This window comes from Hyphomonas oceanitis (genome assembly GCF_036964545.1).
GTDB classification, from domain to species: domain Bacteria; phylum Pseudomonadota; class Alphaproteobacteria; order Caulobacterales; family Hyphomonadaceae; genus Hyphomonas; species Hyphomonas oceanitis.
Map to the genome: position 1 here is coordinate 35,702 of NZ_JBALTL010000005.1, position 23,716 is coordinate 59,417.

Sequence of the window (23,716 nt, forward strand, 5' to 3'; positions counted from 1 at the left end):
ATACATAGGGACTCATCAGCGAAGTCAAACCTCGCTCTGCGCACGCTTTAGTGACTCTAACAGGTCTGCCTCAGGCAGAACCATCAGTTTGGGCCCGTCCGTCCAGCACAGTGCCGCAACCACTTCCCGCCCCGGATAGGCCTTCCTCAGCACCGCCCAATACGCCCCCATCTGCGCCCGATACGTGTCTGCCACACCCGCCGCCGTTGCCGGCGCCGGCTGGTCCGTCTTGAAGTCGATGATCAGCACCCGCTCCGGCGTCACCACCAGCCGGTCGACCCGGCCATTGATCACCGTGCCATCCGGTAGCTCCGGCGCGGTGCCGATCACCGCCGCCTCCGCGCGCCCACCCGGCTGGAAGATCTCCGCCATCGCCGGGTCATTCATCACGCCCATGGCCGCGCTCAGCATCTCTGCGCGCTGCGCATCATCAAGGTCCGGGTTCCGCCGCAGGAACTCCTGCCCCGCCGTCTCGCGCTTCGCCTCCGGAATCGCTGGCAAGTATTGGAGCAGCGAGTGGATCAGCCGGCCACGCCGCATCTGTTCCTCGCGGCGGGGTCCGAACGGGGCGAGCACCGGCGTGTTGCGCGCCAGCAGGCTTGTCGGCGCGCTCAGCTTCCGGGCAGGCCCGTCAGCAGGCGGTTTGTGCAAGGCCCAGTCCGGGAATGGTCCGGGAATGGTCCGGGACTGGTCCGGGACCACCTTCGAAGGCCCCCGGGAACCATATATCCGTACCCCTTCGGTACCCTCTGGTGCCAAGCCATCCATCGCGTCGAGGCAGAGCGCATACCAGCTCTTCTTGTTGAAGCCTTCCTTGCCGCCGCCATGCCAGTGACCGGCAATGATCAGCCTGTCCTGCGCCCGTGTCAGTGCCACGTAAAGCAAGCGACGATGCTCCTCCTCCGCCTTGGCATCTGCAATGGTCCTTACAGCAGCCACGTCTGGCGTATCGGTGTCCTTGCGCGGCGACCAGACCGGCACACCATCAATCTCGAACAGGCGCCCAGAGCCGCCCCGCGGCCCCGATGTCGTGTCCGGCAACACCACGACCGGCGCCTGCAGGCCCTTGGCCCCGTGCACCGTCATCACCCGCACTTCCCGCTCCGGCGCCGCCAAATCCCGTTTGATTTCAGTGTCATGCGCCTCCATCGCCGCAAGGAATCCCTGCAGCGAAGCCGGCTCAGCCGAGTCATGCGCCAGTGCCCGCGCCATCAGCGCCTCAACCGGGTCGCGCGCCGGCGTCCCCAGCCGCGCATTGATCTTTTCCCAACCCGTTTGCCCATCGGCGCCCGGCTGATCCATCACGGATGACAGGAACTCATAAGGCGCCAGATGCGCCCGCTGCAACAGACTCTGCAGGAATGCCGCCGCCGCAATGACATCCGGGTCCTTGCTTTCCTGAACCCGCGTCCAGAGCGAGATCTTGCGCTCCCTGCCGACAGCCAGCGGATAAAGATATCGGTCATCATCGACCAGCCCAAGGAACGGCCCGCGCAGGATTTCCGCCAGCGTCAGGTCCGCCTCCGGCAGCGTCACGAACCGCAACAGGTTCAGGCAATCCTGCACACCGATATGATCCAGCAGCTTCAGCCTGTCCGCGCCCGCCACGGGCAGGCCGGCCGCCTTGAGGGCGGAAATCATCGCATCGAACAATCCGCCCGTGCGGCCCCTCACCAGCACAAGAATGTCCTGCGGCTCCACGGGGCGGCGCACCCAGTCACGCCCCTCTTCCACCCAGACTGTCTCGCGCCGATCAATCATGCCCTTGATCTCAGCGGCCAGGTGTTTCGCCAACTGCGCCTTGGGCGAGGCCTCGCGCATCGCGTTGACCGGCCGGTCCCAGGCATCTTCCGGCACATCCTCGGCTGGCGGCTCCAACGGCCAGAGTTCAACACAGCCTGGCTGGCTTGCCCGGCGTGCCGTATGTTTCACAAGGTCCGCCACCATCGGCGCGTCAGGCGCATGCGCGCCCTCAATCGGCGGCGCCGTGTTCCAGACCTGGTCGACAAATTCCAGAACCTGCGGCGACGAGCGGAACGACATGTCCATCGAGCCAAGCAGCATGTCCGTCGACAGAAGCGTGAATTCCTGCGCCTTCTGGCGAAACTTCGACGGGTCGGCCCCCTGAAAGGAATAGATCGACTGTTTCTCGTCACCGACCACAAACAGGGTTCGCGGGTCCTGCAGGCGCTCTGCGCCCATCCCGGAGAAGAATTCCGCCGTCAGCGCGCTAATCAGCTCCCATTGCGGCGGGCTCGTATCCTGCGCTTCATCCAGCAACACATGGCTGAGGCCGCCATCCAGCTTGTAGAGCACCCAGTCCGACATGCCCGTCTGCGTCAGCAAAAGGCGCGTCTTGTGGATCAGGTCGTCAAAGTCGAGTGCCGCCCGCGCCGCCTTTTCCCGCTGGTAGGCCAGCAGCGCAGGCACGCCCACACGGAACAAGGCAGACGTCCGCTCGAACGCCCGCGCGCGTGCCAGATTGACATCCAGTTCGAGAACCCGACGTACTTCCTTGCCTTCTGTATCCCCAGTTGAGAACAGCGCCACTACATTCAGGTCCTTTGCGGAACCCGCATTATAGAGATTTTTGTACGGCGCTTTATCGCCAAAGAATGCTCGCCTATACGCTAACCATTTCTCTCCGAAGTCACGAGCGCTGAACATTGCTTCAATTGCATTTGCCGTTCGGGCGTCCTCCCGCTTTGCATCAGTCGTAAGTGTCGCAAATGCGGACTTCAATTCTTGAGCCGGCAGCCCCTCGCCCATTGCCAGTTCAAGCATCTCGTCGGCGCTCGCCTCCGGCGCGTTGAGGCTCTCGCGCAGGACAAAATCCATCGCGTCGAAATCAAAGTCATGTGTCTCGGCAAAATCGAGCACGACACCCCCCGACCAGCGCAGCGTATCCAGCGCCGCCATCGCGCCTTCATGTCCGCCTTCCAGCGCCAGAAGATCCAAGAGGTCGGGCGCCTCCTCCTGCGCCTGCAGCACAGCCTGCGCCCGCGCGGCATTCCACAGCGCCGCCGCCTCATCTTCCTCGATCTCCGCAAAGCCCGGCAGCACGCCAGCCTCCAGCGGGAACCGCCGTAGGATACGCGAACAGAAGGCGTGGATCGTCTCGATGCGCAAGCCACCGGGCGACTCAAGCGCGCGCGCAAACAGGGCACGGGCGGCTTTAAGGTCATCCGGCTTGTAAGCTTCCTCAGGGCGGCCTTCGAGCTTGGCGAGTTCCGCGCGAAGTTTGTCATCCGCCATCACCGACCAGCGGCCCAGCGTCTTGAACAGCCGCGACAGCATCTCGCTCGCCGCCGCCTTGGTGTAGGTGATGCACAGGATGGAATCCGGCGCCGCGCCCGGGCGCCCGTCTTCACGGCGCAGCAAAAGGCGCGCGACGCGGTCGATCAGAACCTTGGTCTTGCCACTGCCGGCATTGGCAGAAACGAACGCAGGAATGGCCGGATTGGCCACGGCAGCCTGCACGCCGATCGCCTCCAGAAAGGCAGGCGCCTCATTGCTCTCGCGGACGGGGGCAAACGGATCAGCCATTGTCGCCCTCCCCGTCTTCCGTATCGCCCGCCCACTCGGCCCGGCGCGCCAGTCGGTTGAAGCCATTGTCATACTTCACGAATTTCACACGCGGGGCCGACAGGAAGCTCGTTTCGGGTTGGCGGTAATTGGCAATCAGTCGCTTCATGCCCTCTTCCGCCTTGTCGGCCAGCTCTCCCGGCGTGGCCGTCAGCGCCCGCGACGTACCAACAACCCGCGCATCCGGTTTCGCCTTGAACGCCACATATTCCAGCGCTGCAACGGGCGCCTTATCAATACCCGCATACGCTCCGGCGCGGGCCAGCAGGGCCTGTAAAGGCATCTGCTGGCTCAGCTCCGTTGCGATTTCCTTGTCAGATGGCGGACTACCCGTCTTGAAGTCGACAATCACGAGATCGCCTGTGGCCGTACGCTCTATCCTGTCCGCCGTTGCCGAAAGCGTGAAGGGATAGCCCGCGATGTCGAAATTCAGTTCACCTTTGACCTCAAGCTTCGGCTTCGTCCCGCCTGTATCGCGCGTCGCACGCCAGCTCAGATACCAGTCCACGGTCTTCTGCCAGACAGCCCGGCGCGCCACCCAATCTTCCCTTGGCTCGCCAACCCGGGCGAGTTCCTGTTCCAGCAGCGCCATCAAATGCCGCGCCGTCTTCGGCGCGCCGTCTTCTTCCAGCAATTCCAGCGCATGGTGGATCGCTGTGCCGCGCGGGGCTGGCCCCAGCGGCGCATTCATCGCATCAATCGCGTCGAGCCCGAGCACATTCTCCGCCCACATCGCATAGGGATCGCGTTGCAGCAGGTCGATACGCGTCACAGACAGCCGCTTGGGCCAGCCTTCCGGGTGCCTTGTCGGTTTCGGCTCCACGGGGAAGTCTTTCGGCAAGGTGCCGGTTCCTCGATCCTGCATCGCCGCGACCCACTCCAGCGGATGGCCGCCGACAGGCGCGAGCGCGGCAGCGGCCTTGTCGTCCAGCGCGCCCTCGGCCAGCGTCTTCAGGCGCCAGACCCAGCGCGAGGCCACGGCGGGCGCATCATCGCGCCGTGCCGCATGCAGCATCACCACGGTCGGCGCGCAGGCGAGCTGGGCAAAGTCATGCGCCGAGAGGCCCAGCCTATCTTCCGGATCGTTCAGCCCGAGTTGCTGCCGGAACCGACGTGGCAGGAATGCATCTGGCGCCGGGCGGTGCGGCCAGACATCCTCGTTCAGGCCCGCAAGGATGACGCGGCTGGCAGACTGCAAACGCGCTTCCAGCGGACCCCAAATCGACAGCCGCGAATGTTCGACGATCCCCGCACTGATGGTCATCTGTGCGCTCTGGGCATGGATCAGGTCAACCAGCGCATAGGGCGCCATCGGGCCAAGCTGCCCGGAGAGCTCGCTGATGCTTTCAAGCAGCTTGGTCGCCCCGCGACCATCCTCACCCGCCCAAGGCAACGGCGCTTCGCTGATGCGGCCCGCGAGCGCCGCGATCCGCTCAGCGCCCTGCGTTCCATCCACCAGCGTTTCGACAGACAGGTCTGCATCCGTTTCCTCAAATACGGCGATCAGTCGATCAACCAGCGCGATGGCCGCGTCCTGATGCTCCCGCTTGAAGCTCGCATAAGGCTCGATCTCGCCGCGCGTATCGATGCTGTCGCGCAGACCTGCCAGATCTCGCCAGCGACGCGGGCCGCGCAGGAAATACCGTTCCAGCACGGCCAGCCCCTCGCGATCCTTCACGAAGCCATGTTTCAGCGCCGCGGTCAGCGCCACCGGCTCGGACGGATCAATCGCCCAGCTGGCGCAAAGCCCGATCAGGCTGCCCGCAGGCGTTCGCCCCAGCGGCACACCCGCAGACGGCGGCACGTCCACGCCCCAGCGTTTGAGCAGCGCCGACACACGCCGCGCCAACCCGGCGTCCGGCGTCACCAATGCTGCTGTCTCACCGGGCGTTTCCAGCGTCTCCCGCATGAGCAGCGCAGCGGCTTCCGCCTCGGCCGCCTCATCCGGTGCCTCGATCACCGTCAGGCCCGACAGCGCATCGACTGCAAAGCCTTCAACCGTCGAGCCTGTCGCCTTCGCGAGGACCTTCAGCGTCGCTCGCCAGTCAGCCGTCGCATCAGCCGGCGCAAGGGCTTCGTGGATCAGCCGTCGGCGGGCCGTACTCGTGTCCTGCTCTTTAATACCCGGCCAACCGGCGACATCGGCAGGTGCCACGGCGAGATGATCCAGCGCATCAATCAGGGAATTCTGCGGATGGCTTACTGATTGCCGGATCGCATTCCACGCCTCTTCGTCCGCATCCATGTCGAGCCCCGGCAGGACGATCAGTCCCTTGGGCAGCATCAACGCGGCTTTCATCAGCACACGTCCAGCGGGCGTGGCGCCGGTAGAGCCTGCAATGATGACCGGCGCAGATGGCGGGTTCGCCAGCCAGTCTGCGGCCAGCGCCTCCGCAGCCGCGAGGCGCCGCGCAAACGGGTCCATCGCATTATTGTCATTCAGCCATTCCGGCCAGGCTGCCGTAATGATCTTCAGGAACGCAACCGACCGATGCCAGTGCGCTGCGAGGTCTGACTCGCCGACCAGCGTATCAAGCTTCGACCAGTCCGCGCCCGCACTGAGCGCCGCCTGATCGAGCAGCCGGGAGAGTTCCCGCGCCGCAGCCAGTGCCGAGGCAGGTGGCAGGTCGACGCGATATTCCGCCTCGTAAAACTTGCGCACCAGCGCCGCCAACGCGCCAAGCCGCCGGGCGGGCGACAGTGCGGGCGGCAGGCCGACCAGCGCCGTCTCCGCATTCGGCGGCGCCTCTTCGCTTTCAAGGTCGCCCAGCGTGCGCACATCCGGCGGCAGGATCGATTTTTCTCCCGCCGCATCGTACAGCGCAAGGATCAGCGCCCGCGATGATCGGCTGTTCGGCACGTAGATGATCGCATCGCTGAGCGCGTCGGGTTGCTCACTCAGGTGCGTTTCTCTGGCTAAAGCTGTCGCCAGCGCCCGCAGGAAATCGGCCCCCGGCGGAATGGACCAGACTTTCGGGCGCCCGGCCCCGAAGATCTGCGCCTCATTCGCCATGGCAACGCAGCCACATTTCGGCATCCTTCAGCGCGCCGGGATCGCCCACATGCAGCCAGAACCGGTCGAGCGGCCAGCCCATCAGGCGCCCTTCGGCGATCAGCCTGTCCCACACACGCAAGGCCGAGAAGCGCTCAACGGGGGTGTTATCGTAGAGCTGCGGCCGAATGATCCGCGCGCCCGCATAGGCCCACGGCGCAGACACCGCATCGCCCCGGCGCACCATGCGGCGGTCCTCGCCGAGGAAGAAATCCCCCGCTCCGTCGAAGCCAAGACTTTGCCCCGTGTCGGCCACCATCAGCAGCGCGTCGGCCTTGTCGGGCTCAAAAGCCTCGGCCATCGCCCGCAGGGGCACATCGGATTCCGGCGCCCAAAAGGCATCCGTGTTGATTACAAAGATCGGATCATCGCCCAGTAGCGGCCGCGCCTTGGCCAGCGCACCGCCCGTCTCGAGTACTTCGCCGCGCTCATCCGAGATCACAACTTCCAGATCGGTCCGCCCGGCAAGATGCGCTTCCAGCTGGTCCGCCAGGTAGTGCACATTGACCACCACGCGCTTCACGCCAGCTGCGGCCAGCGGGTCCAGCATCCGGTCGATCAAACGCTTGCCGCACACCTCGATCAGCGGTTTCGGCGTGCCATCCGTCAGCGGCCGCATCCGCGTACCGAGGCCGGCCGCCAGCACCATGGCCGTATGGGGAACCGGAACGCTCATGGCTTTGCCTCAAATACGAACGGCGTCGTCTCGCGCACGAACGCCGCCATACCCTCCAGTGCAGGATGGGACAGGTTGCGCGCAAGGATCGACAACTGGCGCGGCTGGAACAGCCCATAACGTGGCTTGCCGTCCCGGATCATCAGTCGCGCGAAAATGCCCGCAATGCGCAACGCGTTGAGCGCGCCGATCACAGCCAGCCGCTCGTCGAACGCGGCGCGGTCTTTGCCAGTCGTGTTCACGTAATGGCTGATTGCAGCCTCCGCCGCTTCCGGCGAAACGGCACGGCGCGCGTCCTGCGTCAGCATGGAAATATCCCAGGCATCCCAGCCTTTCACCGCGTCCTGGAAGTCGAGCAGGCCAATCTGGCCGCCTTCCAGCCAGAGCAGGTTCTCGGCATGGAAATCGCGCAGGGTCAGTCCGCGCGGGAAGGCCATGGCCTGCTGGATCAGCGCATCGCGCTCGGCTTCCCAGCGCGCCCGCAGCTTGCCCTCAAGCGCGGCGCCACCCGCCTGTACCGGCAGCCAGTCAGCATACAGGTCCGCATTCGTTGCCAGTGCGAGCCGGTCAAACTCAAGGATGGGCCAGACCTCGCCACCGCTCTCCAAATGCAATGGCACCGGCAACGCGTCGATCCTTGTCAGCACGTCGGCCGCCGCCACATAGGCCTCGGTTTCATCAACCAGTCCGCGCTCGATCTGGCGCGCAATTTCCCGGCCATCGCCAAAATCCTCGATCAGCGCGAGCCCGGCCGCCGTATCATGCGCCATTATCTGCGGCGGCCGCAGCCCATGCTCGGCCAGAAAGCCCGCCAGCAGCACGAAGGCATCCACGCGCGAGGCGGCAAGACGCGTCTGCGCGTTCCACCCCATCTGATTCCGCAAGGCTTCATCAGCGTCGGGCGGGCACGGGTCCGCCTCGATCCGGGGTGCATCCATCAGCAGAGCCCGCGCGGCATCTGGCCGCACCAGCCTTATGTAGCGGCGTGTAGAGGCATCCTGTCCAAGCGGAATGCGCGTTGCGTCGCCCCACCCGGCCTTGGCCAGGAAGGTGTCGATCTGCGCTGTCCGGTGGCTAGAATCGAAATCCATCCAGCCGCTTCTGCCAGTCTTCGCCCACAGGTTCCAGCCTCGCGCGGCGCTGCTCCCCAACCATTTCCAAAGTCAGGTCCAGCCTCACGCTCGGCAAATGGCGTCCGGCCCGCTCCGGCCACTCGATCAGCGCCACACCCTCCTGCGTCTCGTCCCACCCCAGTTCCATCACCTCATCCGGCGTGTTCATGCGGTACAAGTCGAAGTGCCATATGGGGAATTCCGGACCCTCATAGGACTGGACCAGCGTATAAGTCGGGCTCGGCACCTCTTCATCGGCCCCGCACAGCGCCTGCACGAGGCCACGGGTCAACGTGGTCTTGCCGGCCCCCAGATCGCCATGCAGGGCGACCACATCGCCCACACGCAGGAGGGTGGCGAGGCGCGCGCCAAGGGTTCGCGTCGCGGCATCATTTACAAGGTCAAAGGTCAATTTCATACCGCGCAATATAGCCACTCCTGTCACTCCGGCTACGCGCAATTCCTTGCGGGATCCGACAGGGTTCTTGACACCGACGCCTCCGGCTGGAACTCCAGTGCCATAAGGGATTGCAAAAATGACGCTAGCGTCATAATTTGATCAAAACCACGGGACGGAAACGCATTTTGGATCTGACAGGCGCAACACGCATCGTCATCATCGGCGGCGGACAGGCTGGCGCGCAAGCGCTTCAGTCGCTGCGCCAGGGTGGCTATGAAGGCAAACTGACGCTCGTTGCTGACGAAGCTGCGCTGCCCTATCAGCGCCCGCCTCTGTCCAAGGCCTACATGAAGGGCGAGTTCTCCGAGGAGCGCCTCTATTTCCGTCCTGAATCCTGGTATCAGGATCAAAATATCGAGGTCATTCTCTCGACGCATGCGGCGAAGATTGATCGCACGGCGCAGACAGTGGAACTGCCCCATGGCGGGCAAATCGATTATGATGCGCTGATCATCGCAACGGGCTCGCGCCCGCGCGCCCTGCCCACCAAAGGCGCCGATCTCGAAGGTGTTCACGACCTGCGGGACCTTTCGGATGTCGAGCGCATCCGCCCCAACATGATTGCCGGACGTCGGATGGTCATCATCGGCGCGGGCTATATCGGCCTCGAAGCCGCCGCCGTTGCGCGCCAGATGGGGCTCGATGTCACCGTTCTGGAAATGGCGCCCCGCGTGCTCGCGCGCGTTACCAGCCCGGTCATGAGCGAATTCTTCGAGACCGAACACCGTGCCCAGGGCGTCACCATTCTTACCGGCGCCCGCCTCGACCATCTTGACGGCGCCGATGGCAAAGTTTCGGCGGCTATACTGGCTGACGGCACCCGCCTCGACGCAGACATCGTGCTCGTCGGCATCGGCATCCTGCCCAATGAGGAACTCGCCAAGGACGCTGGCATCGCCTGCAACAACGGCATCCTCGTTGACCGCGACGCCCGTACGTCTGACCCGCGCGTCTTCGCGGCGGGTGACTGCGCCAGCCGTCCGCTCGTGCATTTCGGTCGGTCGGGACGTCTTGAAAGCGTCCACAACGCCATCGAGCAGGGCAAGCTCGCGGCGGCGGCCATTCTCGGCAAGCCTCGCCCGGCTGAAGATTGCCCCTGGTTCTGGTCCGACCAGTATGACCTGAAGCTGCAGATTGCCGGTCTCAGCCAGGATTATGATGAAATCGTCGTGCGCGGCGACCCGAAGGAGCGCAAGTTCGCGGCCTTCTACCTGCGCAACGGAACCCTGATTGCGGTGGACGCTGTGAACAGCCCGCCGGAATTCCTCGCCTCGAAAAAGCTGATCATGTCGGGGGCCAAGCTTGCGCCCGCCACGCTTGGCGATACATCAGTTTCGATGAAAGACATTGCCGCGGCAGCCACTGCCGCTTGAAGGAGACAATACAGCCCATGGCAAAGATCACTTACGTAGACAATGACGGCACAGAACGCGTCGTCGAGGCCACCAACGGCGAATCCGTGATGGAAGCCGCCGTGAAAAACGGCATTCCCGGCATTGATGCCGATTGCGGCGGTGCCTGCGCCTGCGCCACCTGCCATGTCTATGTCGACAAAGCCTTCATGGATAAGGTCGGCGAGCAGCAGGAAATGGAAAAGTCCATGCTCGACTTCGCTGAAAACGTTCAGGAAAATTCCCGCCTGTCCTGCCAGATCACCGTGTCTGACGCGCTTGATGGCCTCAAGGTCACGACGCCGGAAAGCCAGCACTAGGTCTTGGCTGCCTATACCGAACTACTCGCAGGCATCCGCAGGGATGAGGCGAACGCCACCAAAGTGGTGCTGCCCGACGCATGGATGCAGGGCCGCACCACTTATGGTGGCCTGACAGCGGCGCTTTGCCTCGAAGCAGCCATGCCGCTGGCACCCGGCATGCCGATCCGCTCCGCGCAGGTCGCCTTTGTCGGCCCGGTGGGCGGCGAGGTGACGTGCACCCCCACCCTGCTGCGGCAGGGCAAGAACACGGTCTTCGTCTCGGTCCGCATGATGGGCAGCGATGGCGTGGCTGCCGAAGCGATCTTCGCTTTCGGCGCAGCGCGGGAATCCGCGCTCGATTTCAACAATCTCAAAGCGCCTGACGTGACCTCACCCGAGGAAACGGTCAGTTATTTTGGCGAGAATCCCAACCGGCCCAACTTCACGCGCAATTTCAACATGCGCATGGCGGCGGGCGAGCGCCCCATTTCCGGGGCAGACAAAGGTGACGTCACGATCTGGATGCGCCATGTCGATCCAGCTGTCGTCCCGGACGCCGTCGCTGTGCTCGCCATTGCCGATGCGCCGCCGCCTGCGGCCATGTCCATGTTCACGGCACCCGCCCGGATCAGCTCGATGACCTGGATGGCGGAATTCCTGACCGACGAAATCACCACGCGCGACGGCTGGTTCCTCGCGCGTCACGTTGCCGAGACGGCCCGCCACGGCTATTCCAGCCAGGCCATGACCCTCTGGAACGCAAACGGCCAACCTGTGATGGTTGGCCGTCAGACAATTGCAATTTTTGGCTAGGGCCAGACTGGCCCCTTAGTGGACCAGCGCGGCTTTCAGGCTTTCGAGATAGTCGAAGTGCGCCTGCAGTGCACCCTTTGCCGTATCATCCTTGTCCAGCGCTTGGATCTTCAGGAGCGTCGCTTCCATCTCGGCCTGAACCTCTTCGACTTTCACGCCGTCAAGATTGCGGGCCTCTTCAGCGAGGATGGTCAGGCCATCCGGCGTCACGTCGGCGAAGCCGCCGCGCACGAAGATGCGCATCTTCACGCTGTCGCCTTCGAGAACGCGCACGACACCATTCTTCAGCGTCGTCATGAACGGCGCATGGTTCACCAGCACGCCGAACTCACCCTCGGTGCCCGGCGCGATCACCTGATCGACCTCACCGGAGAAGAGTTCCTTGGCAGGTGAAACGAGTGCAAAGTGAAGTTTGTCGGCCATGAGGCTGATCCTGTATCCTAGGCTGCGTCAGCCGTCATTTTGGCGGCTTTGGCTTTGGCTTCGTCGATGTTGCCGACCATGTAGAAGGCCTGCTCTGGCAGGTGGTCGAACTCGCCGGCGATCAGGCCCTGGAAGCCCTTGATCGTGTCTTCGAGCTTCACCTGGACGCCTGGCGAACCGGTGAAGATTTCAGCCACGTCGAACGGCTGCGACAGGAAGCGTTCCACTTTGCGGGCGCGCGCCACGGCCAGTTTGTCATCTTCCGACAGTTCGTCCATGCCGAGAATGGCGATGATGTCCTGCAGTTCCTTGTAGCGCTGCAGGATTTCCTGCACGCCGCGAGCGATCTCGTAGTGCGCTTCGCCAACGATGCGCGGGTCAAGAATACGGCTTGTGGAGTCAAGCGGGTCCACAGCGGGGTAGATGCCTTTTTCAGCGATGGCGCGGTTAAGAACCGTGGTCGCGTCAAGGTGGGCAAACGATGTGGCTGGTGCAGGGTCGGTCAAGTCATCTGCAGGCACGTACACGGCCTGAACCGAGGTGATCGAACCCTTGTTGGTCGATGTGATGCGTTCCTGCAGCTGGCCCATGTCGGTAGCCAGTGTTGGCTGATAGCCCACAGCCGATGGAATACGGCCAAGCAGAGCGGACACTTCGGCACCGGCTTGCGTGAAGCGGAAGATGTTGTCGACGAAGAACAGAACGTCCTTGCCTTCTTCATCACGGAAGTATTCGGCCTGTGCGAGACCGGTCAGGGCGACGCGTGCACGCGCACCTGGAGGCTCGTTCATCTGGCCGTAGACCAGCGCGATGCGGCTTTCGCCTTCCAGGTTGATAACCTTGGATTCGATCATCTCGTGGTAAAGGTCGTTACCTTCACGGGTCCGCTCGCCAACGCCGGCAAACACCGAATAGCCGCCGAACAGTTTCGCGATGTTGTTGATCAGTTCCATGATCAGAACCGTCTTGCCCACGCCGGCACCACCGAAGAGGCCGATCTTGCCGCCCTTCACGTAGGGGCAGAGCAGGTCGATAACCTTGATACCGGTCACGAGCACTTCGGACTCGGTCGACTGGTCGGTGAACGGAGGCGCATCCGCATGGATCGAACGGCGCATGTCCGTGTCGATCGGGCCGCGCTCGTCGATCGGCTCGCCGATGACGTTCATGATGCGGCCGAGCGTGGCCGGGCCAACCGGCACGTTGATCGAGCGACCAAGGTCAGCCACCGGATTGCCGCGAACGAGGCCTTCCGTGGAGTCCATGGCGATCGTGCGCACAGTGTTCTCACCGAGGTGCTGGGCAACCTCGAGAACAAGGCGGTTGCCATTGTTGTCGGTTTCAAGCGCGTTCAGAATGCTCGGAAGCTCGCCGTCGAACTCGACGTCGACCACGGCGCCGATGACCTGTGATACGCGGCCTTTTGCGTTTGCGGGAGTGCTCATGCGGGTCGTCTCCTTTGGAGCGGTAGTCTTGGAAAGAAATGCAGCAATCGTTGCTGCGGGAATTTGGGAAGCTTTTTCAGCTGTCTAGGATTTCATGGCGCCTTGCTCTGTTCGGGCCACCGGACGAAATATCCGTCTGCCCACACAATATCTTCTGCGGCATTTTTCGAATCAAACGCGCCCATAGTATAGGTATTGCCCGAGAATTTGCCGTCGCTGCCGGGGCTGCGGACAAGCATTACATATGAGTTCAAAAGATTATCCGAGAGATAAAACTCCAGCTCGCTTCCCCAGCCATCGACCCTCGGGACATCTTGCAGGTAGCGTGGCTTCAAAAGCTTCGTCATGTCGTCGTAGTCCAGCTTCCTGTACGCTCCACCGAGCTTCTTATTCGCATCAAAAATGATTTGCGTTTCTGGCCTTGTCATAAGCTCGGCGTTCACGTTGGAACCCGAGCTAGAATCTCCAACCTCGTCCGTCAGCCAGTACATCCATGCCGTGCCGACATTAAGTGTCATCGCCACCGTCTGCTTCTGCTTCCCCGCTGGCAACACCATTAGGAAAAACCAACCGACGGCAGCGCCAGCGGCAAGGACCACGATCCCTATGAGAAACTTCATCATGGCGGGTCCCTCTCTCTAAAGCGCTTCAGCACCGGAGATGATCTCGATCAGCTCCTTGGTGATCTGCGCCTGGCGGGCGCGGTTATATTGCAGCGACAGGGAGTCGATCATGTCGCCGGCATTGCGCGTGGCATTGTCCATGGCGGTCATGCGGCTCGCCTGCTCACCCGCCGCGCTTTCCAGCATGGCCGACAGGATCTGCGTATTGATGTAGCGCGGCAGCAGCGTTTCGAGGATCTCGGTCTCGGAAGGCTCGTACTGATAGATCGCGCCTTTCAGGTCCACTTTCGGCGCATCAGCGGGTGCGGATGCCGGGATGATCTGCTGCGCGGTCGGCACCTGGCTCAGCACGTTCTTGAACTGCGAGTAGATCAGTGTCGCCACGTCGAACTCGCCATCCTCGAACCGCTTCGTCAGTGCATGGCCGAGGCCAAGGGCAGACTCGGTATAGTTGCCGCCCTTCACGTCCGTCAGGTCAACGTGCGAGATGAACATGTCGCCGTATTCACGCGACAGCTGTTCGCGGCCCTTCTTGCCGACAGTCAGGATCTTGACCGTCTTGCCCTCTGCGCGCAGCTCGCCGATCTTCTGCTTGGCCAGCTTCACCACATAGGTGTTGAAGCCACCGGCGAGGCCGCGTTCTGCCGTCATGACGACGATCAGGTGCGTCTTGTTCTCACCGGTACCGGCCAGCAGTTTCGGGCCGCCCGCGCCGGCCGAAGCCGACAGGTTTGCCAGAACGGAAGCCATACGCGAAGCATAGGGCCGCGAGGCCGTCGCGGCGTCTTGCGCACGCTTCAGCTTCGCTGCGGCCACCATTTGCATGGCCTTCGTGATCTTCCGCGTGGATTTCACGCTGGTGATCCGGTTCTTGAGGTCCTTCAAGCTGGGCATGTCAGGCCTTCTGGTTGTTCAAACTATGCGTCAGGACGGGCGGGATCAGGCGAACTTCGACGTGAAGGATTCGAGCGTCGATTTGAGCTCGGCTTCTGTCTTGTCCGACACGGCTTTTTCGTCGCGGATCGTTGCGAGAAGCTCTTTCTTCGAACCACGCAGGTGGGCCAGAAGCTCTTTCTCGTAACGGGTCACGTCAGCAACCGGCACTTTATCCACATAACCGCGCGTACCGGCGTAAATCACGCAGACCTGCTCTTCCATCAGCAGCGGCGAGTATTGCGGCTGTTTCAGGAGTTCGGTCAGACGCGCACCACGGTTCAGCAGGCGCTGGGTGGCGGCATCAAGGTCGGAGCCAAATTTCGCAAAGGCGGCCATCTCGCGATACTGGGCGAGTTCACCCTTCATCGAGCCGGCAACCTTCTTCATCGCTTTCGTCTGGGCGGCAGAGCCCACACGCGACACCGAGAGGCCGACGTTCACGGCAGGGCGGATACCCTGGTAGAACAGGTCGGTTTCAAGGAAGATCTGGCCGTCGGTGATCGAGATCACGTTCGTTGGAATGTAGGCCGACACGTCGTTGGCCTGCGTTTCGATGATCGGCAGGGCGGTCATCGAACCGGCACCGGCAGCATCACCCATTTTCGCAGCGCGCTCAAGGAGACGCGAGTGAAGGTAGAACACGTCGCCCGGATAGGCTTCACGACCTGGTGGACGGCGAAGCAGCAGCGACATCTGACGATACGCAACAGCTTGCTTGGAAAGGTCATCATAGATGATGAGGGCGTGCATGCCGTTGTCGCGGAACCATTCGCCCATCGTGCAGCCGGTGAACGGTGCAAGGTACTGGAGCGGAGCTGGCTCGGACGCCGTAGCGGAGACAACGATCGTATAGTCCAGGGCGCCGCGCTCTTCGAGCGTCTTCACAACCTGGGCAACCGTCGAACGCTTCTGGCCGATAGCAACGTAGATACAGAACAGCTTGTCCTTGTCGGACTTGGCAGCGTCGTTCGTCGCTTTCTGGTTCAGGATCGTGTCGATGCAGACAGCCGTTTTGCCGGTCTGACGGTCACCGATGACCAACTCGCGCTGGCCGCGGCCGACCGGGATCATGGCGTCGATCGCCTTGATGCCTGTCATCATTGGCTCGTGAACGCCTTTACGCGGGATGATGCCTGGCGCTTTCACGTCCACGCGGTCACGCGAAGCAACGTCTGTCAGCGGGCCCTTGCCGTCGATTGGCTCGCCCAGCGGGTCAACAACGCGACCGAGAAGGCCTTTGCCGACCGGCGCGGAGACGATCTCGCCCGAACGCTTGACTGTGTCGCCTTCTTTGATCGAGCTGTCGCTACCGAAGATCACGACGCCGACATTGTCGCTTTCAAGGTTCAGGGCCATGCCCTTGATGCCGCCGTCGAACTCAACGAGTTCGCCAGCCTGCACGCTGTCGAGACCATAGATACGGGCAATACCGTCACCTACTGAAAGCACCTGGCCAACATCGGAGACTTCAGCGTCGACGCCAAAGTTTTCGATCTGGGACTTCAGGATGCCCGAAATTTCTGCTGCGCTGATATCCATCGAGCTGACTATGCTCCCTTCATGGCGGTGTTCATGCGTTCAAGTTTGGCGGCAATGCTCGCATCGACCAGTTTCGATCCGATGCGCAGCTGGATGCCGCCGATGAGCGAGGGATCAACCTCACTTGTCAGTTCCACCTCGCCGCCAACGGCTTTTGCGAGGATCGATTCGATGCGGGCGCGTTCGGCGCCTGACATGTCTTTTGCTGTGCGAACAACAGCGCGCTGAACGCCGCGTTGTTTTGCATAAAGCTCATCAAAGGCGCCCTGGGCCGGCACAATGTCGGCCGTGCGGCCATTCGTGGCCATCACGCCGACGAAATTCGCCAGCAGCGTGCCAAGGCCGGACTTCTTCATCACGGCGGCCAGCGACTTCACCTTCTCGTCGCGCGAAAACGCGGGCGAATCGAGCAGGATGGTCAGGTCTTTTGAGCCGTTCGCCATTTCGACGAAAGCTTTGTAATCATTATGAACATCGGCCAGTTGGCCCTTGTCCTGCGCCAGTTCAAACAGTGCCCGCGCATAGCGCCGGGCAGCTTCACTCGCATGTGTACGTGTCGATGCCGCCAAGGGTCCAGGATCCGTTGCTTGTCGGGGCGGGTAAGGCCCGGAATTATGTTAAAGAGACAGCGTGCCCGACACGCGCGCCCCATTGATCTGTGCGCCGCTTAGCACCAGAAAATCACCCTGACAACATGGCCGCCGCGCCAATTTCTGCGGCGAAATGGCAAGCGGCACGGTGAATACGCCCTACATGAACGAGTATGGGTCGATATCCACCGAAATCCTGACAGGGCGCGGGGGTTTCAGGCGCGCCATCCAGGCCGCCATATAGGCAGAAAGATCAACGTTTCTGGGCGATTTTACAAGGAATCGCCGCCTGTGCCGCCCGCGCAGCACCGTGATCGGCGCCGGGGCCGGCCCGAACAGCTCGATTCCCGCCCCGTTCGGCGCCGCCAGCGATATCTCGCGGCAGGCCTCTTCCACCATTTCCGCACTCGGCGCCGACACGATCATCGCCGCGAGTCGCCCAAAGGGCGGCAGGCCGAGTTCCGCCCGAACATCCCGCTCGATCTGCAGGAAGCCGTCCCGGTCGCCGTCCGCCAGTGCCAGCATGGCGGGATTGTCCGGCGCATAGGTCTGCACCAGCGCCCTGCCCGGCCGCTCGGCCCGCCCGGCCCGGCCCGCCACCTGGCTCAACAGCTGATAGGTCCGCTCCCCTGCCCGCAGGTCGCCGCCCTTCATGCCCGAATCGGCGTCCACCACGCCCACCAGTGTCAGGTTCGGGAAATTGTGCCCCTTGGCCACGATCTGGGTGCCGATCAGCACATCAATGTCGCCCGTCTCCATCCGCTCGATGATGCCGCGTGTCGCGTCGCCGCCCATGGCCGTGTCCGACGAGAATATCTCGATCCGCGCCTCCGGCATCAGCACGCGCACCTCTTCGGCCACCCGTTCCACGCCCGGCCCGACGCCCATCAGCGAATCCTTCGCCCCGCAGGCCGGGCAGACGCTCGGCTTCGGAATCGAATAGCCCGTCACATGGCAGACCAGCCGTCCGCTATAACGGTGCTCGGTCAGCCAGTTCTCGGTGCCCGGCGTCTTCAGCCGCTCGCCGCACGCCTTGCAGATCACCAGCGGCGCATAGCCCCTGCGGTTCAGGAACAGCAGCGACTGCTCGCCCGCTGCCAGCGTCTCCTTCAGCGCCTGGATCAACCAGGGCGACAGCCAGTGATTCTTCTCCGGCGGCGCCCTGCGCAGGTCCACCAGCTCCACATCCGGCAGGCGCGACGCCCCCGGCCGCGCCGCCAGCATCAGCCGCGTGTAGCGCCCAGCCTCGGCATTCACCATTGTCTCCAGCGCAGGCGTGGCGGAGGCCAGCACAACAGCCGCCCCCTCCAGCTTCGCCCGCATCACCGCCATGTCGCGCGCATGATACGTCACGCCGTCTTCCTGCTTGTAGCTGCCATCATGCTCTTCATCGACGATGACCAGCTTCAGGTTCGCATAGGGCAGGAACAGCGCCGAGCGCGCCCCGATCACGATCCGCGCCCGGCCATGCGCCGCCTCGCGCCATGTCCGCCGACGCTCCTTGTCCGAGAGGCCCGAATGCCACGGCGCCGGCGCCGCCCCGAACCGCGCCTCGAACCGCGAGAGAATCGCCTGCGTCAGCGCTATCTCCGGCAGCAGCACCAGTATCTGCGCCTCCGGGTCCACGCGCAGCGCTTCCGCAATCGCTTCGAAATACACTTCCGTCTTGCCGGAGCCCGTCACGCCATCGAGCAGGAAGGCCGCAAAGCCGCCCGTGCGCATTGATGCCTTCATCACCTCGGCGGCCTCGGCCTGCTCGCCCGTCAGGGTCGCGCCCGGCAGGTCCGGCTGCGGCAGGGCAAATGGCAGGTCTGCCGCCATCTCTTCGGCGCGCAGCGCGCCAGCCTTCTCCAGCCCCTTCACCACGCCGCTCGACACGCCTGCCGCCGCCGCCAGCGTCGCCGCATTCACCGCGCCAACCTCCTCCGCCACATCCAGCACGCGCCGCCGCGCATCGGTCAGCTTCCCCGGCACTTGGCCCGTCAGGTGGAACACGGTCTCCGTCGGCGAAGGCGACAGCCCGCCCCGCGCCCGCAGAGTCATGCCCAGCACATGGCCCGGATGCGACACCGTGTATTTCGCGCCCCAGCTGATGAATTCGCGCATCGCGTCCCGAATCGGCGGCACGTCATAGACAGAGAGAACCGGCTTGAGCGTGCGCCCGGCGACCGCTTCGTCGCCCAGCAGCTCCCAGACAACGCCCAACCGCTCGGTCTGGCCCAGCGGCGCCGTCACATAGGAGCCGACGCGTACATCCATCCCCTCCGGCACCGCGTAATCAAACGGTTCCGGCAGGGGCAAGACAAAGAGAATCCGCGCGACAGCCATGGCCTTGGCTTAGCGCCGTTAAGCCAAGGCGTCATCCCGTCCGGGCAGGTCCCTCGCTACTCCGCCTTCTGCAATGACAGGATAATCCGCCGATAGCCGCTCGCATCATCCTGTATCTGCACCGAGCTGACCCCCGCCCAGCCGCCGCCCGATACTTCCAGCACCCGCGTCGCGCCCACTTCCCGGCCCGCCAGCGCATCCGTGACCGAGATGCCCTGATCCTCGCCCCACTGGATCATGTCGGCGAACACCTTGTCCCCGTCCGCCATGGTCCGCGCCTGCAGCTGGTAGGCCGCCGGCGTCACATTGGGCTTCGTCACAATATAGATGTGCGCATCATCCGGCAGCGGGAATCCCTTCGGCAGCCAGTCCGGCTTCGGCAGGTTCACGGCCCCGAGAAGGCGATCCGCCTCACCCCCGGCCACCTTCTTTCCCTGCGCCGCCTCGCCCTTTTCACCGGCATCCGGCGATGCGCTCCCCGAACAGGCCGCACAGAAGGCCATCGCCCCCACCAAGCCTGCCAGAACAAGTCTTGAGCCACTGAATGTCATATCGGATCCCCTTCCGGTTTGCGGGCAAAGGCCCCGCTTGTAAGGGAAAACGCAAACACAGGCCCAAGTCCGCCAGCATCGCCTGCCGCGCCTGTACTTTCGTTCACTTGTGAGCCTCAGCGCCCGGCCCAATATACAAGGTCTGGTTCGCAGACATTCCGGAAAGAGGCACAGCATGGAAAAGATCGTGTATCACGTCGTCAAGCATGGTGATGGCTGGGCCTACAAGCTCGGCGACACCATCTCCGAGGCGTTCCGCACCCATGACGCGGCCCGCGCCGCCGCCCTCTCGGCCGCCCGCCGACAGAACCTGCCCGGCAAGGATGCCCACATCACCTGGGAAGACGAAAACGGCAAATGGCACACCGAATATGCCCATGGCGAAGACCGCCCACAGACAGACGTCGAAGGCTAGCCAGCCGTCCTGCGCCCACGTTGAGCACGCCCCCTCAGACCGTCAACGCCTTCTGCCTTTATCGTCCGTGCCCCTGCACACTCTGGCGCAGATTCCGACATCTTCGATCCGTCACAAAATTAAGGTTGAAAACCTGAAACTTGTGAGTGTAAATCGAGTCGGGAAGCGGGAAGGTTGAGGGGCCATGGAAGCGACAATCGGTTCGGACTACATACCCAAGCGGCTCAGCCGTCCAAGCGAATATGCATACGAGGACGGGTGCCGCCCCCTCGGCAAGTTTGCCGGTGTGCTGTCCGTCACATTGCTGACCTACGCTATCGTCAGCCTACTGCTCGCCCTGGCGCTTTCATATACATTCGTCGACGCGCGCATGCTGGATGAGTATGCGTTTGAGGACGCGACGGATGACGACTACCTGCTCATCATCGCCTCTTCACTTGTGTTTCTGCTCTATGTTGCGGAACGGGCGCTATTCATCATATGCGCGTTTACGGTCGCCCGTTTCACCTACCGCGCCATGCGCAACCTCTATACCGTGCGCAGCACCGTTCCGGACATGTCGCCCGGCGCCACGGTCTATTGGTATTTCGTGCCCTTCGCGACATGGTTCCTGCCGGCCAAGGGCATGTCGGAAATCCATCAGGGCTCCATTGAGGAAACCGGCGCGCTCAACACGTCCAATATCGTCAGCTGGTGGTGGGGCACATGGCTTGCCATGAGCATCCTTTCCTTCATCTCAAATTTCATGGGCAGAACCGATCCGATCATGTCGATTGCCGTTGGTATTGTCGCCATTGTGCTGGGGGCTGTCTCGGCCTTATTCCTGCGGAAACTCGTCCGCCGTATCCGCGCTGCACAGGACCAGTTCAGCCAGGGCAGCCTCGCCGAAACATTCGCCTGACCTAAGGCGTCGTGCAGAAAGGCCTTCCAATACACTCTGGACAACAGGCGAACCGCGGCTAAACTTCAATCTTTGATAGAGCACGAGGACGCTGGACCGGAATGAAGTCGCTCATCGCCCTTGCGCTACTGGCATTGCCCTACGTGGCAATCGCAAAGCCCGACATCACCACTATCGAAGCAGAAGTTCTGGAACCGCCTCGGCCGGTCTTCCCGCTGATTGCCTCGCTCCTGGGGGTCAGCGGTTATTGCGAGGTCCGCTTTTCGGTCCGCGACTATGGTGACACCATAAAAATTGAAGATGCGGCCTGCACCTCGCCCATATTCTGCGATGCGGCCATCAATGCCATCATGAAAACCAGGTTCAAAGTAACTGACGAGGAAGGAACGAAAGTTCCCGGGCGCCGCGACAACATTGTTTATCCAATGTCCTTTTTACTCAATCGTGATGCACAACTGCCGAATGATCTCGAAACATTGGCCTGTGCGGCCGGTCTGACGTCCTGACAGGTCAGCAAACCGGAGGATGGGGCCGCTCGCTCCCCCACCTTATCCAACCCTAATCCCGCCCGGCCTATACTGGCCGCCATGACAAATTCGTCCGCCTTCGTCACCCACGGCATCGCCCATGCGCAACGCGCGCTGGCGAACCTCGCCGCGATGACGAACGCACACCTCCACCCCACCACCCTGAAACGTACCCTCGCCCAGCGCGCACGCGCCGAACTCGCCCGCCTCGAAATCATCATCCGGCGCCTGCTCGTGCTGATGGCGCTCGGACTCGTGCTGCCTCCGGTTACTATTCGGGCATCGTCCGGGCATCATTCGGATACCGAGCGCGTTGAAACGAAAGCCTCAACCGGCCTGCAAGGCCTGTCGCCCCGCTGCCTGGGGCCGGACATGGACAGGGACGGGTTCGCGGTTTCGACACGGGCCTGCGGACCCGTTCAAGCTGCCCCGATCCTCGCCCGCCTCGCGGCGTTACAGGAACTGCTCGCAGCCCCCGAAGCCCATGCCAGACGCCTCGCCCGCACGCTGGAACGCCAGCGCAAGGCCGGTGAAGCGGCCCCCATGGCGCTCCCCATGACCCGCACCCACCGCCTGCCGCCGGAACTCGGCGCCATCGCCACGGCCCTGCCGGAATTGCTGCGCGACGCGTTCAAAAGCTGGGAAACATCCGGCTAAATCCGACAGTCAATCAGACCTTTTTTGCCGGGCGCTTAAAGGCGTTTCCGGTCACACCCACATCCCTCTAATTCGTACACCCAACGCTCCCCCGATGGCCCCTGCGCAGGCAGGGGCCCATGGACTGGCCGAGCCTCACAGCGCTTTGGGAAAGTCCCGTCCATGGATACCTGCCTGCGCAGGTATCCCCGGGAGGTGAGTGGGTCTCTCAAAAGGGGGGCATCCCCCACGCCGTGCTCCCGGCGAACGCCGGGACCTCAGGCAATTGAAGAAAGGCAAGAGACCCCGGCCTGCGCCGGGGATGCGGTAAGGGGCTCGCAAAGCCCCCACACACCACCCTGCCCCAGCGATATGCCTTGCCAGCCATTCGCCTGCCCCCTACCCCTTTTGCCATGGCAAAAGATATTTCCACCGGCTACGAGCCGCTCACTTCGATCGAGGCAGTCACATCCGGGCTCGCAACCGTCGGCTATATTTCCACCCGCGAGATCTCGACCTCGGTTTTCCTCGCCCATGGCCTGCGCAAGCCGATCCTGATCGAAGGCCCTGCCGGCGTCGGAAAGACCGATCTCGCCCAGTCGCTCGCCAAATGGCTCGACCTGCCGGTCCTGCGCCTGCAATGCTATGAGGGCCTCGACGAGGGCAAGGCGCTGTATGAATGGAAATACGGCAAGCAGCTGCTTTACACGCAGATCCTGAAAGAGAAGCTCAACGAGCTGATCGGCTCGGCCGACAATCTCTCCCAGTCGCTGGGCAAGCTTTCCTCATTTGAAGACCTCTTCTTCTCCGAGCAATTCCTCGAATCGCGCCCCCTGCTCACCGCCATGCAGCAGCCCGCCGGCTCGGTCCTGCTCATCGACGAGATCGACAAGTCGGACGAGGAATTCGAGGCCTTCCTTCTGGAAGTCCTGTCAGATTATCAGGTCACCGTTCCCGAGATCGGCACGATCCGCGCGAACGTCCCGCCCATCGTGATCCTGACGTCCAATAATGTCCGCGAACTCGGCGACGCCCTGAAGCGCCGCTGCCTCCATCTCCATATCGGCTTCCCCGATGCAGCCCGCGAGCGAATGATCGTTCAGGCCCGCGTGCCGGACGTGGCAGAAATCCTGCTGAAGCAGCTGGTCAGCTTCGTTCAGGGCGTTCGCGAAACCGACGTCAAGAAACGCCCGTCTATCTCCGAAACGGTCGACTGGGCCAGAACGCTTCTGCTGATGCACGCGAATGTACTCGACGAGAACTTCGTGCGCTCAACGCTCAATGTCCTCCTCAAGCATGAGAGCGACATCGCCGCGGTCTCGAAGGAAATCCCCCGCCTCGTCCGCGAGGCCGCCGGGCCGGACAAGGCAGGTCGCACATCCTCCGGCTATCCTGATCTCGGATAGCGGAG

Annotated in this window: 21 protein-coding genes; 8 read left to right on the forward strand and 13 right to left on the reverse strand. The window is 62.9% G+C overall.

Features of this window, described 5'->3' with window-relative positions; translation table 11 throughout:
- Nucleotides 1-24: 24 nt before the first annotated feature.
- From addA to tsaE, 5 genes are read right to left on the reverse strand one after another with little or no spacing between them, the layout of a single operon-like run.
- Nucleotides 25-3,546, reverse strand: a complete 3,522-nt coding sequence (addA, locus tag V7651_RS13870) for a double-strand break repair helicase AddA (protein ID WP_335613486.1) — start codon at nucleotides 3,544-3,546, stop codon at nucleotides 25-27.
- On the reverse strand, nucleotides 3,539-6,598 hold the full coding sequence (gene addB / locus V7651_RS13875; protein WP_335613487.1) for a double-strand break repair protein AddB: 3,060 nt from the start codon (nucleotides 6,596-6,598) through the stop codon (nucleotides 3,539-3,541). Before addB ends, addA begins: the two co-directional genes overlap by 8 nt.
- Nucleotides 6,588-7,313, reverse strand: coding sequence for a nucleotidyltransferase family protein (locus V7651_RS13880; RefSeq protein ID WP_035537194.1), 726 nt, complete (start codon nucleotides 7,311-7,313; stop codon nucleotides 6,588-6,590). The genes addB and V7651_RS13880 overlap by 11 nt, the downstream gene beginning before the upstream one ends.
- The gene (locus V7651_RS13885) at nucleotides 7,310-8,404 is read right to left on the reverse strand and encodes an aminoglycoside phosphotransferase family protein (RefSeq protein WP_335613488.1); all 1,095 of its coding nucleotides are present in this window, start codon (nucleotides 8,402-8,404) and stop codon (nucleotides 7,310-7,312) included. Before V7651_RS13885 ends, V7651_RS13880 begins: the two co-directional genes overlap by 4 nt.
- A complete protein-coding gene (gene tsaE, locus V7651_RS13890; RefSeq protein WP_335613697.1) occupies nucleotides 8,388-8,843 on the reverse strand; it encodes a tRNA (adenosine(37)-N6)-threonylcarbamoyltransferase complex ATPase subunit type 1 TsaE in 456 nt (151 codons plus the stop codon). The genes V7651_RS13885 and tsaE overlap by 17 nt, the downstream gene beginning before the upstream one ends.
- Nucleotides 8,844-9,010: 167 nt before the next feature.
- On the opposite strand from tsaE, the gene V7651_RS13895 reads away from it, so the two are divergent.
- From V7651_RS13895 to V7651_RS13905, 3 genes are read left to right on the forward strand one after another with little or no spacing between them, the layout of a single operon-like run.
- Nucleotides 9,011-10,258: an NAD(P)/FAD-dependent oxidoreductase gene (locus V7651_RS13895; protein ID WP_335613489.1), complete on the forward strand. Its 1,248-nt coding sequence runs from the start codon at nucleotides 9,011-9,013 to the stop codon at nucleotides 10,256-10,258.
- A 17-nt stretch (nucleotides 10,259-10,275) separates the two neighbouring features.
- A complete protein-coding gene (locus V7651_RS13900) occupies nucleotides 10,276-10,596 on the forward strand; it encodes a 2Fe-2S iron-sulfur cluster-binding protein (RefSeq protein WP_035537197.1) in 321 nt (106 codons plus the stop codon).
- 3 nt (nucleotides 10,597-10,599) lie between these two features.
- Nucleotides 10,600-11,391, forward strand: coding sequence for a thioesterase family protein (locus tag V7651_RS13905; protein ID WP_335613490.1), 792 nt, complete (start codon nucleotides 10,600-10,602; stop codon nucleotides 11,389-11,391).
- Between the two features lie 15 nt (nucleotides 11,392-11,406).
- Here V7651_RS13905 and V7651_RS13910 read toward each other — a convergent pair whose 3' ends face one another.
- From V7651_RS13910 to V7651_RS13945, 8 genes are all read right to left on the reverse strand, one after another.
- Nucleotides 11,407-11,814: an ATP synthase F1 subunit epsilon gene (locus V7651_RS13910; protein ID WP_034737859.1), complete on the reverse strand. Its 408-nt coding sequence runs from the start codon at nucleotides 11,812-11,814 to the stop codon at nucleotides 11,407-11,409.
- 17 nt (nucleotides 11,815-11,831) lie between these two features.
- The gene (gene atpD, locus V7651_RS13915; protein WP_034737861.1) at nucleotides 11,832-13,259 is read right to left on the reverse strand and encodes a F0F1 ATP synthase subunit beta; all 1,428 of its coding nucleotides are present in this window, start codon (nucleotides 13,257-13,259) and stop codon (nucleotides 11,832-11,834) included.
- A 92-nt stretch (nucleotides 13,260-13,351) separates the two neighbouring features.
- Nucleotides 13,352-13,882, reverse strand: a complete 531-nt coding sequence (locus V7651_RS13920; RefSeq protein WP_335613491.1) for a hypothetical protein — start codon at nucleotides 13,880-13,882, stop codon at nucleotides 13,352-13,354.
- Nucleotides 13,883-13,897: 15 nt separating this feature from the next.
- Nucleotides 13,898-14,776, reverse strand: coding sequence for a F0F1 ATP synthase subunit gamma (locus tag V7651_RS13925; RefSeq protein WP_335613492.1), 879 nt, complete (start codon nucleotides 14,774-14,776; stop codon nucleotides 13,898-13,900).
- Nucleotides 14,777-14,821: 45 nt separating this feature from the next.
- Nucleotides 14,822-16,357, reverse strand: coding sequence for a F0F1 ATP synthase subunit alpha (atpA, locus tag V7651_RS13930; RefSeq protein WP_035537201.1), 1,536 nt, complete (start codon nucleotides 16,355-16,357; stop codon nucleotides 14,822-14,824).
- A gap of 8 nt (nucleotides 16,358-16,365) precedes the next feature.
- Nucleotides 16,366-16,926, reverse strand: a complete 561-nt coding sequence (atpH, locus tag V7651_RS13935; RefSeq protein WP_335613493.1) for an ATP synthase F1 subunit delta — start codon at nucleotides 16,924-16,926, stop codon at nucleotides 16,366-16,368.
- Nucleotides 16,927-17,106: 180 nt separating this feature from the next.
- A complete protein-coding gene (locus tag V7651_RS13940; protein ID WP_335613494.1) occupies nucleotides 17,107-19,275 on the reverse strand; it encodes a primosomal protein N' in 2,169 nt (722 codons plus the stop codon).
- Nucleotides 19,276-19,331: 56 nt separating this feature from the next.
- A complete protein-coding gene (locus tag V7651_RS13945) occupies nucleotides 19,332-19,826 on the reverse strand; it encodes a hypothetical protein (RefSeq protein ID WP_035537205.1) in 495 nt (164 codons plus the stop codon).
- 175 nt (nucleotides 19,827-20,001) lie between these two features.
- Here V7651_RS13945 and V7651_RS13950 point away from each other — a divergent pair, with 175 nt between their 5' ends.
- From V7651_RS13950 to V7651_RS13970, 5 genes are all read left to right on the forward strand, one after another.
- Nucleotides 20,002-20,241 (forward strand): DUF2188 domain-containing protein, encoded by a 240-nt coding sequence (locus tag V7651_RS13950; protein ID WP_335613495.1) that lies wholly within the window; start codon nucleotides 20,002-20,004, stop codon nucleotides 20,239-20,241.
- Nucleotides 20,242-20,425: 184 nt separating this feature from the next.
- Entirely contained in the window at nucleotides 20,426-21,142 is a 717-nt protein-coding gene (locus tag V7651_RS13955) for a DUF4328 domain-containing protein (protein ID WP_335613496.1), read from the forward strand.
- 101 nt (nucleotides 21,143-21,243) lie between these two features.
- Nucleotides 21,244-21,648: an energy transducer TonB gene (locus tag V7651_RS13960; protein WP_335613497.1), complete on the forward strand. Its 405-nt coding sequence runs from the start codon at nucleotides 21,244-21,246 to the stop codon at nucleotides 21,646-21,648.
- Between the two features lie 81 nt (nucleotides 21,649-21,729).
- Nucleotides 21,730-22,326: a hypothetical protein gene (locus V7651_RS13965; protein WP_335613498.1), complete on the forward strand. Its 597-nt coding sequence runs from the start codon at nucleotides 21,730-21,732 to the stop codon at nucleotides 22,324-22,326.
- Between the two features lie 392 nt (nucleotides 22,327-22,718).
- On the forward strand, nucleotides 22,719-23,711 hold the full coding sequence (locus tag V7651_RS13970) for an AAA family ATPase (RefSeq protein ID WP_335613499.1): 993 nt from the start codon (nucleotides 22,719-22,721) through the stop codon (nucleotides 23,709-23,711).
- Nucleotides 23,712-23,716 lie beyond the last annotated feature (5 nt).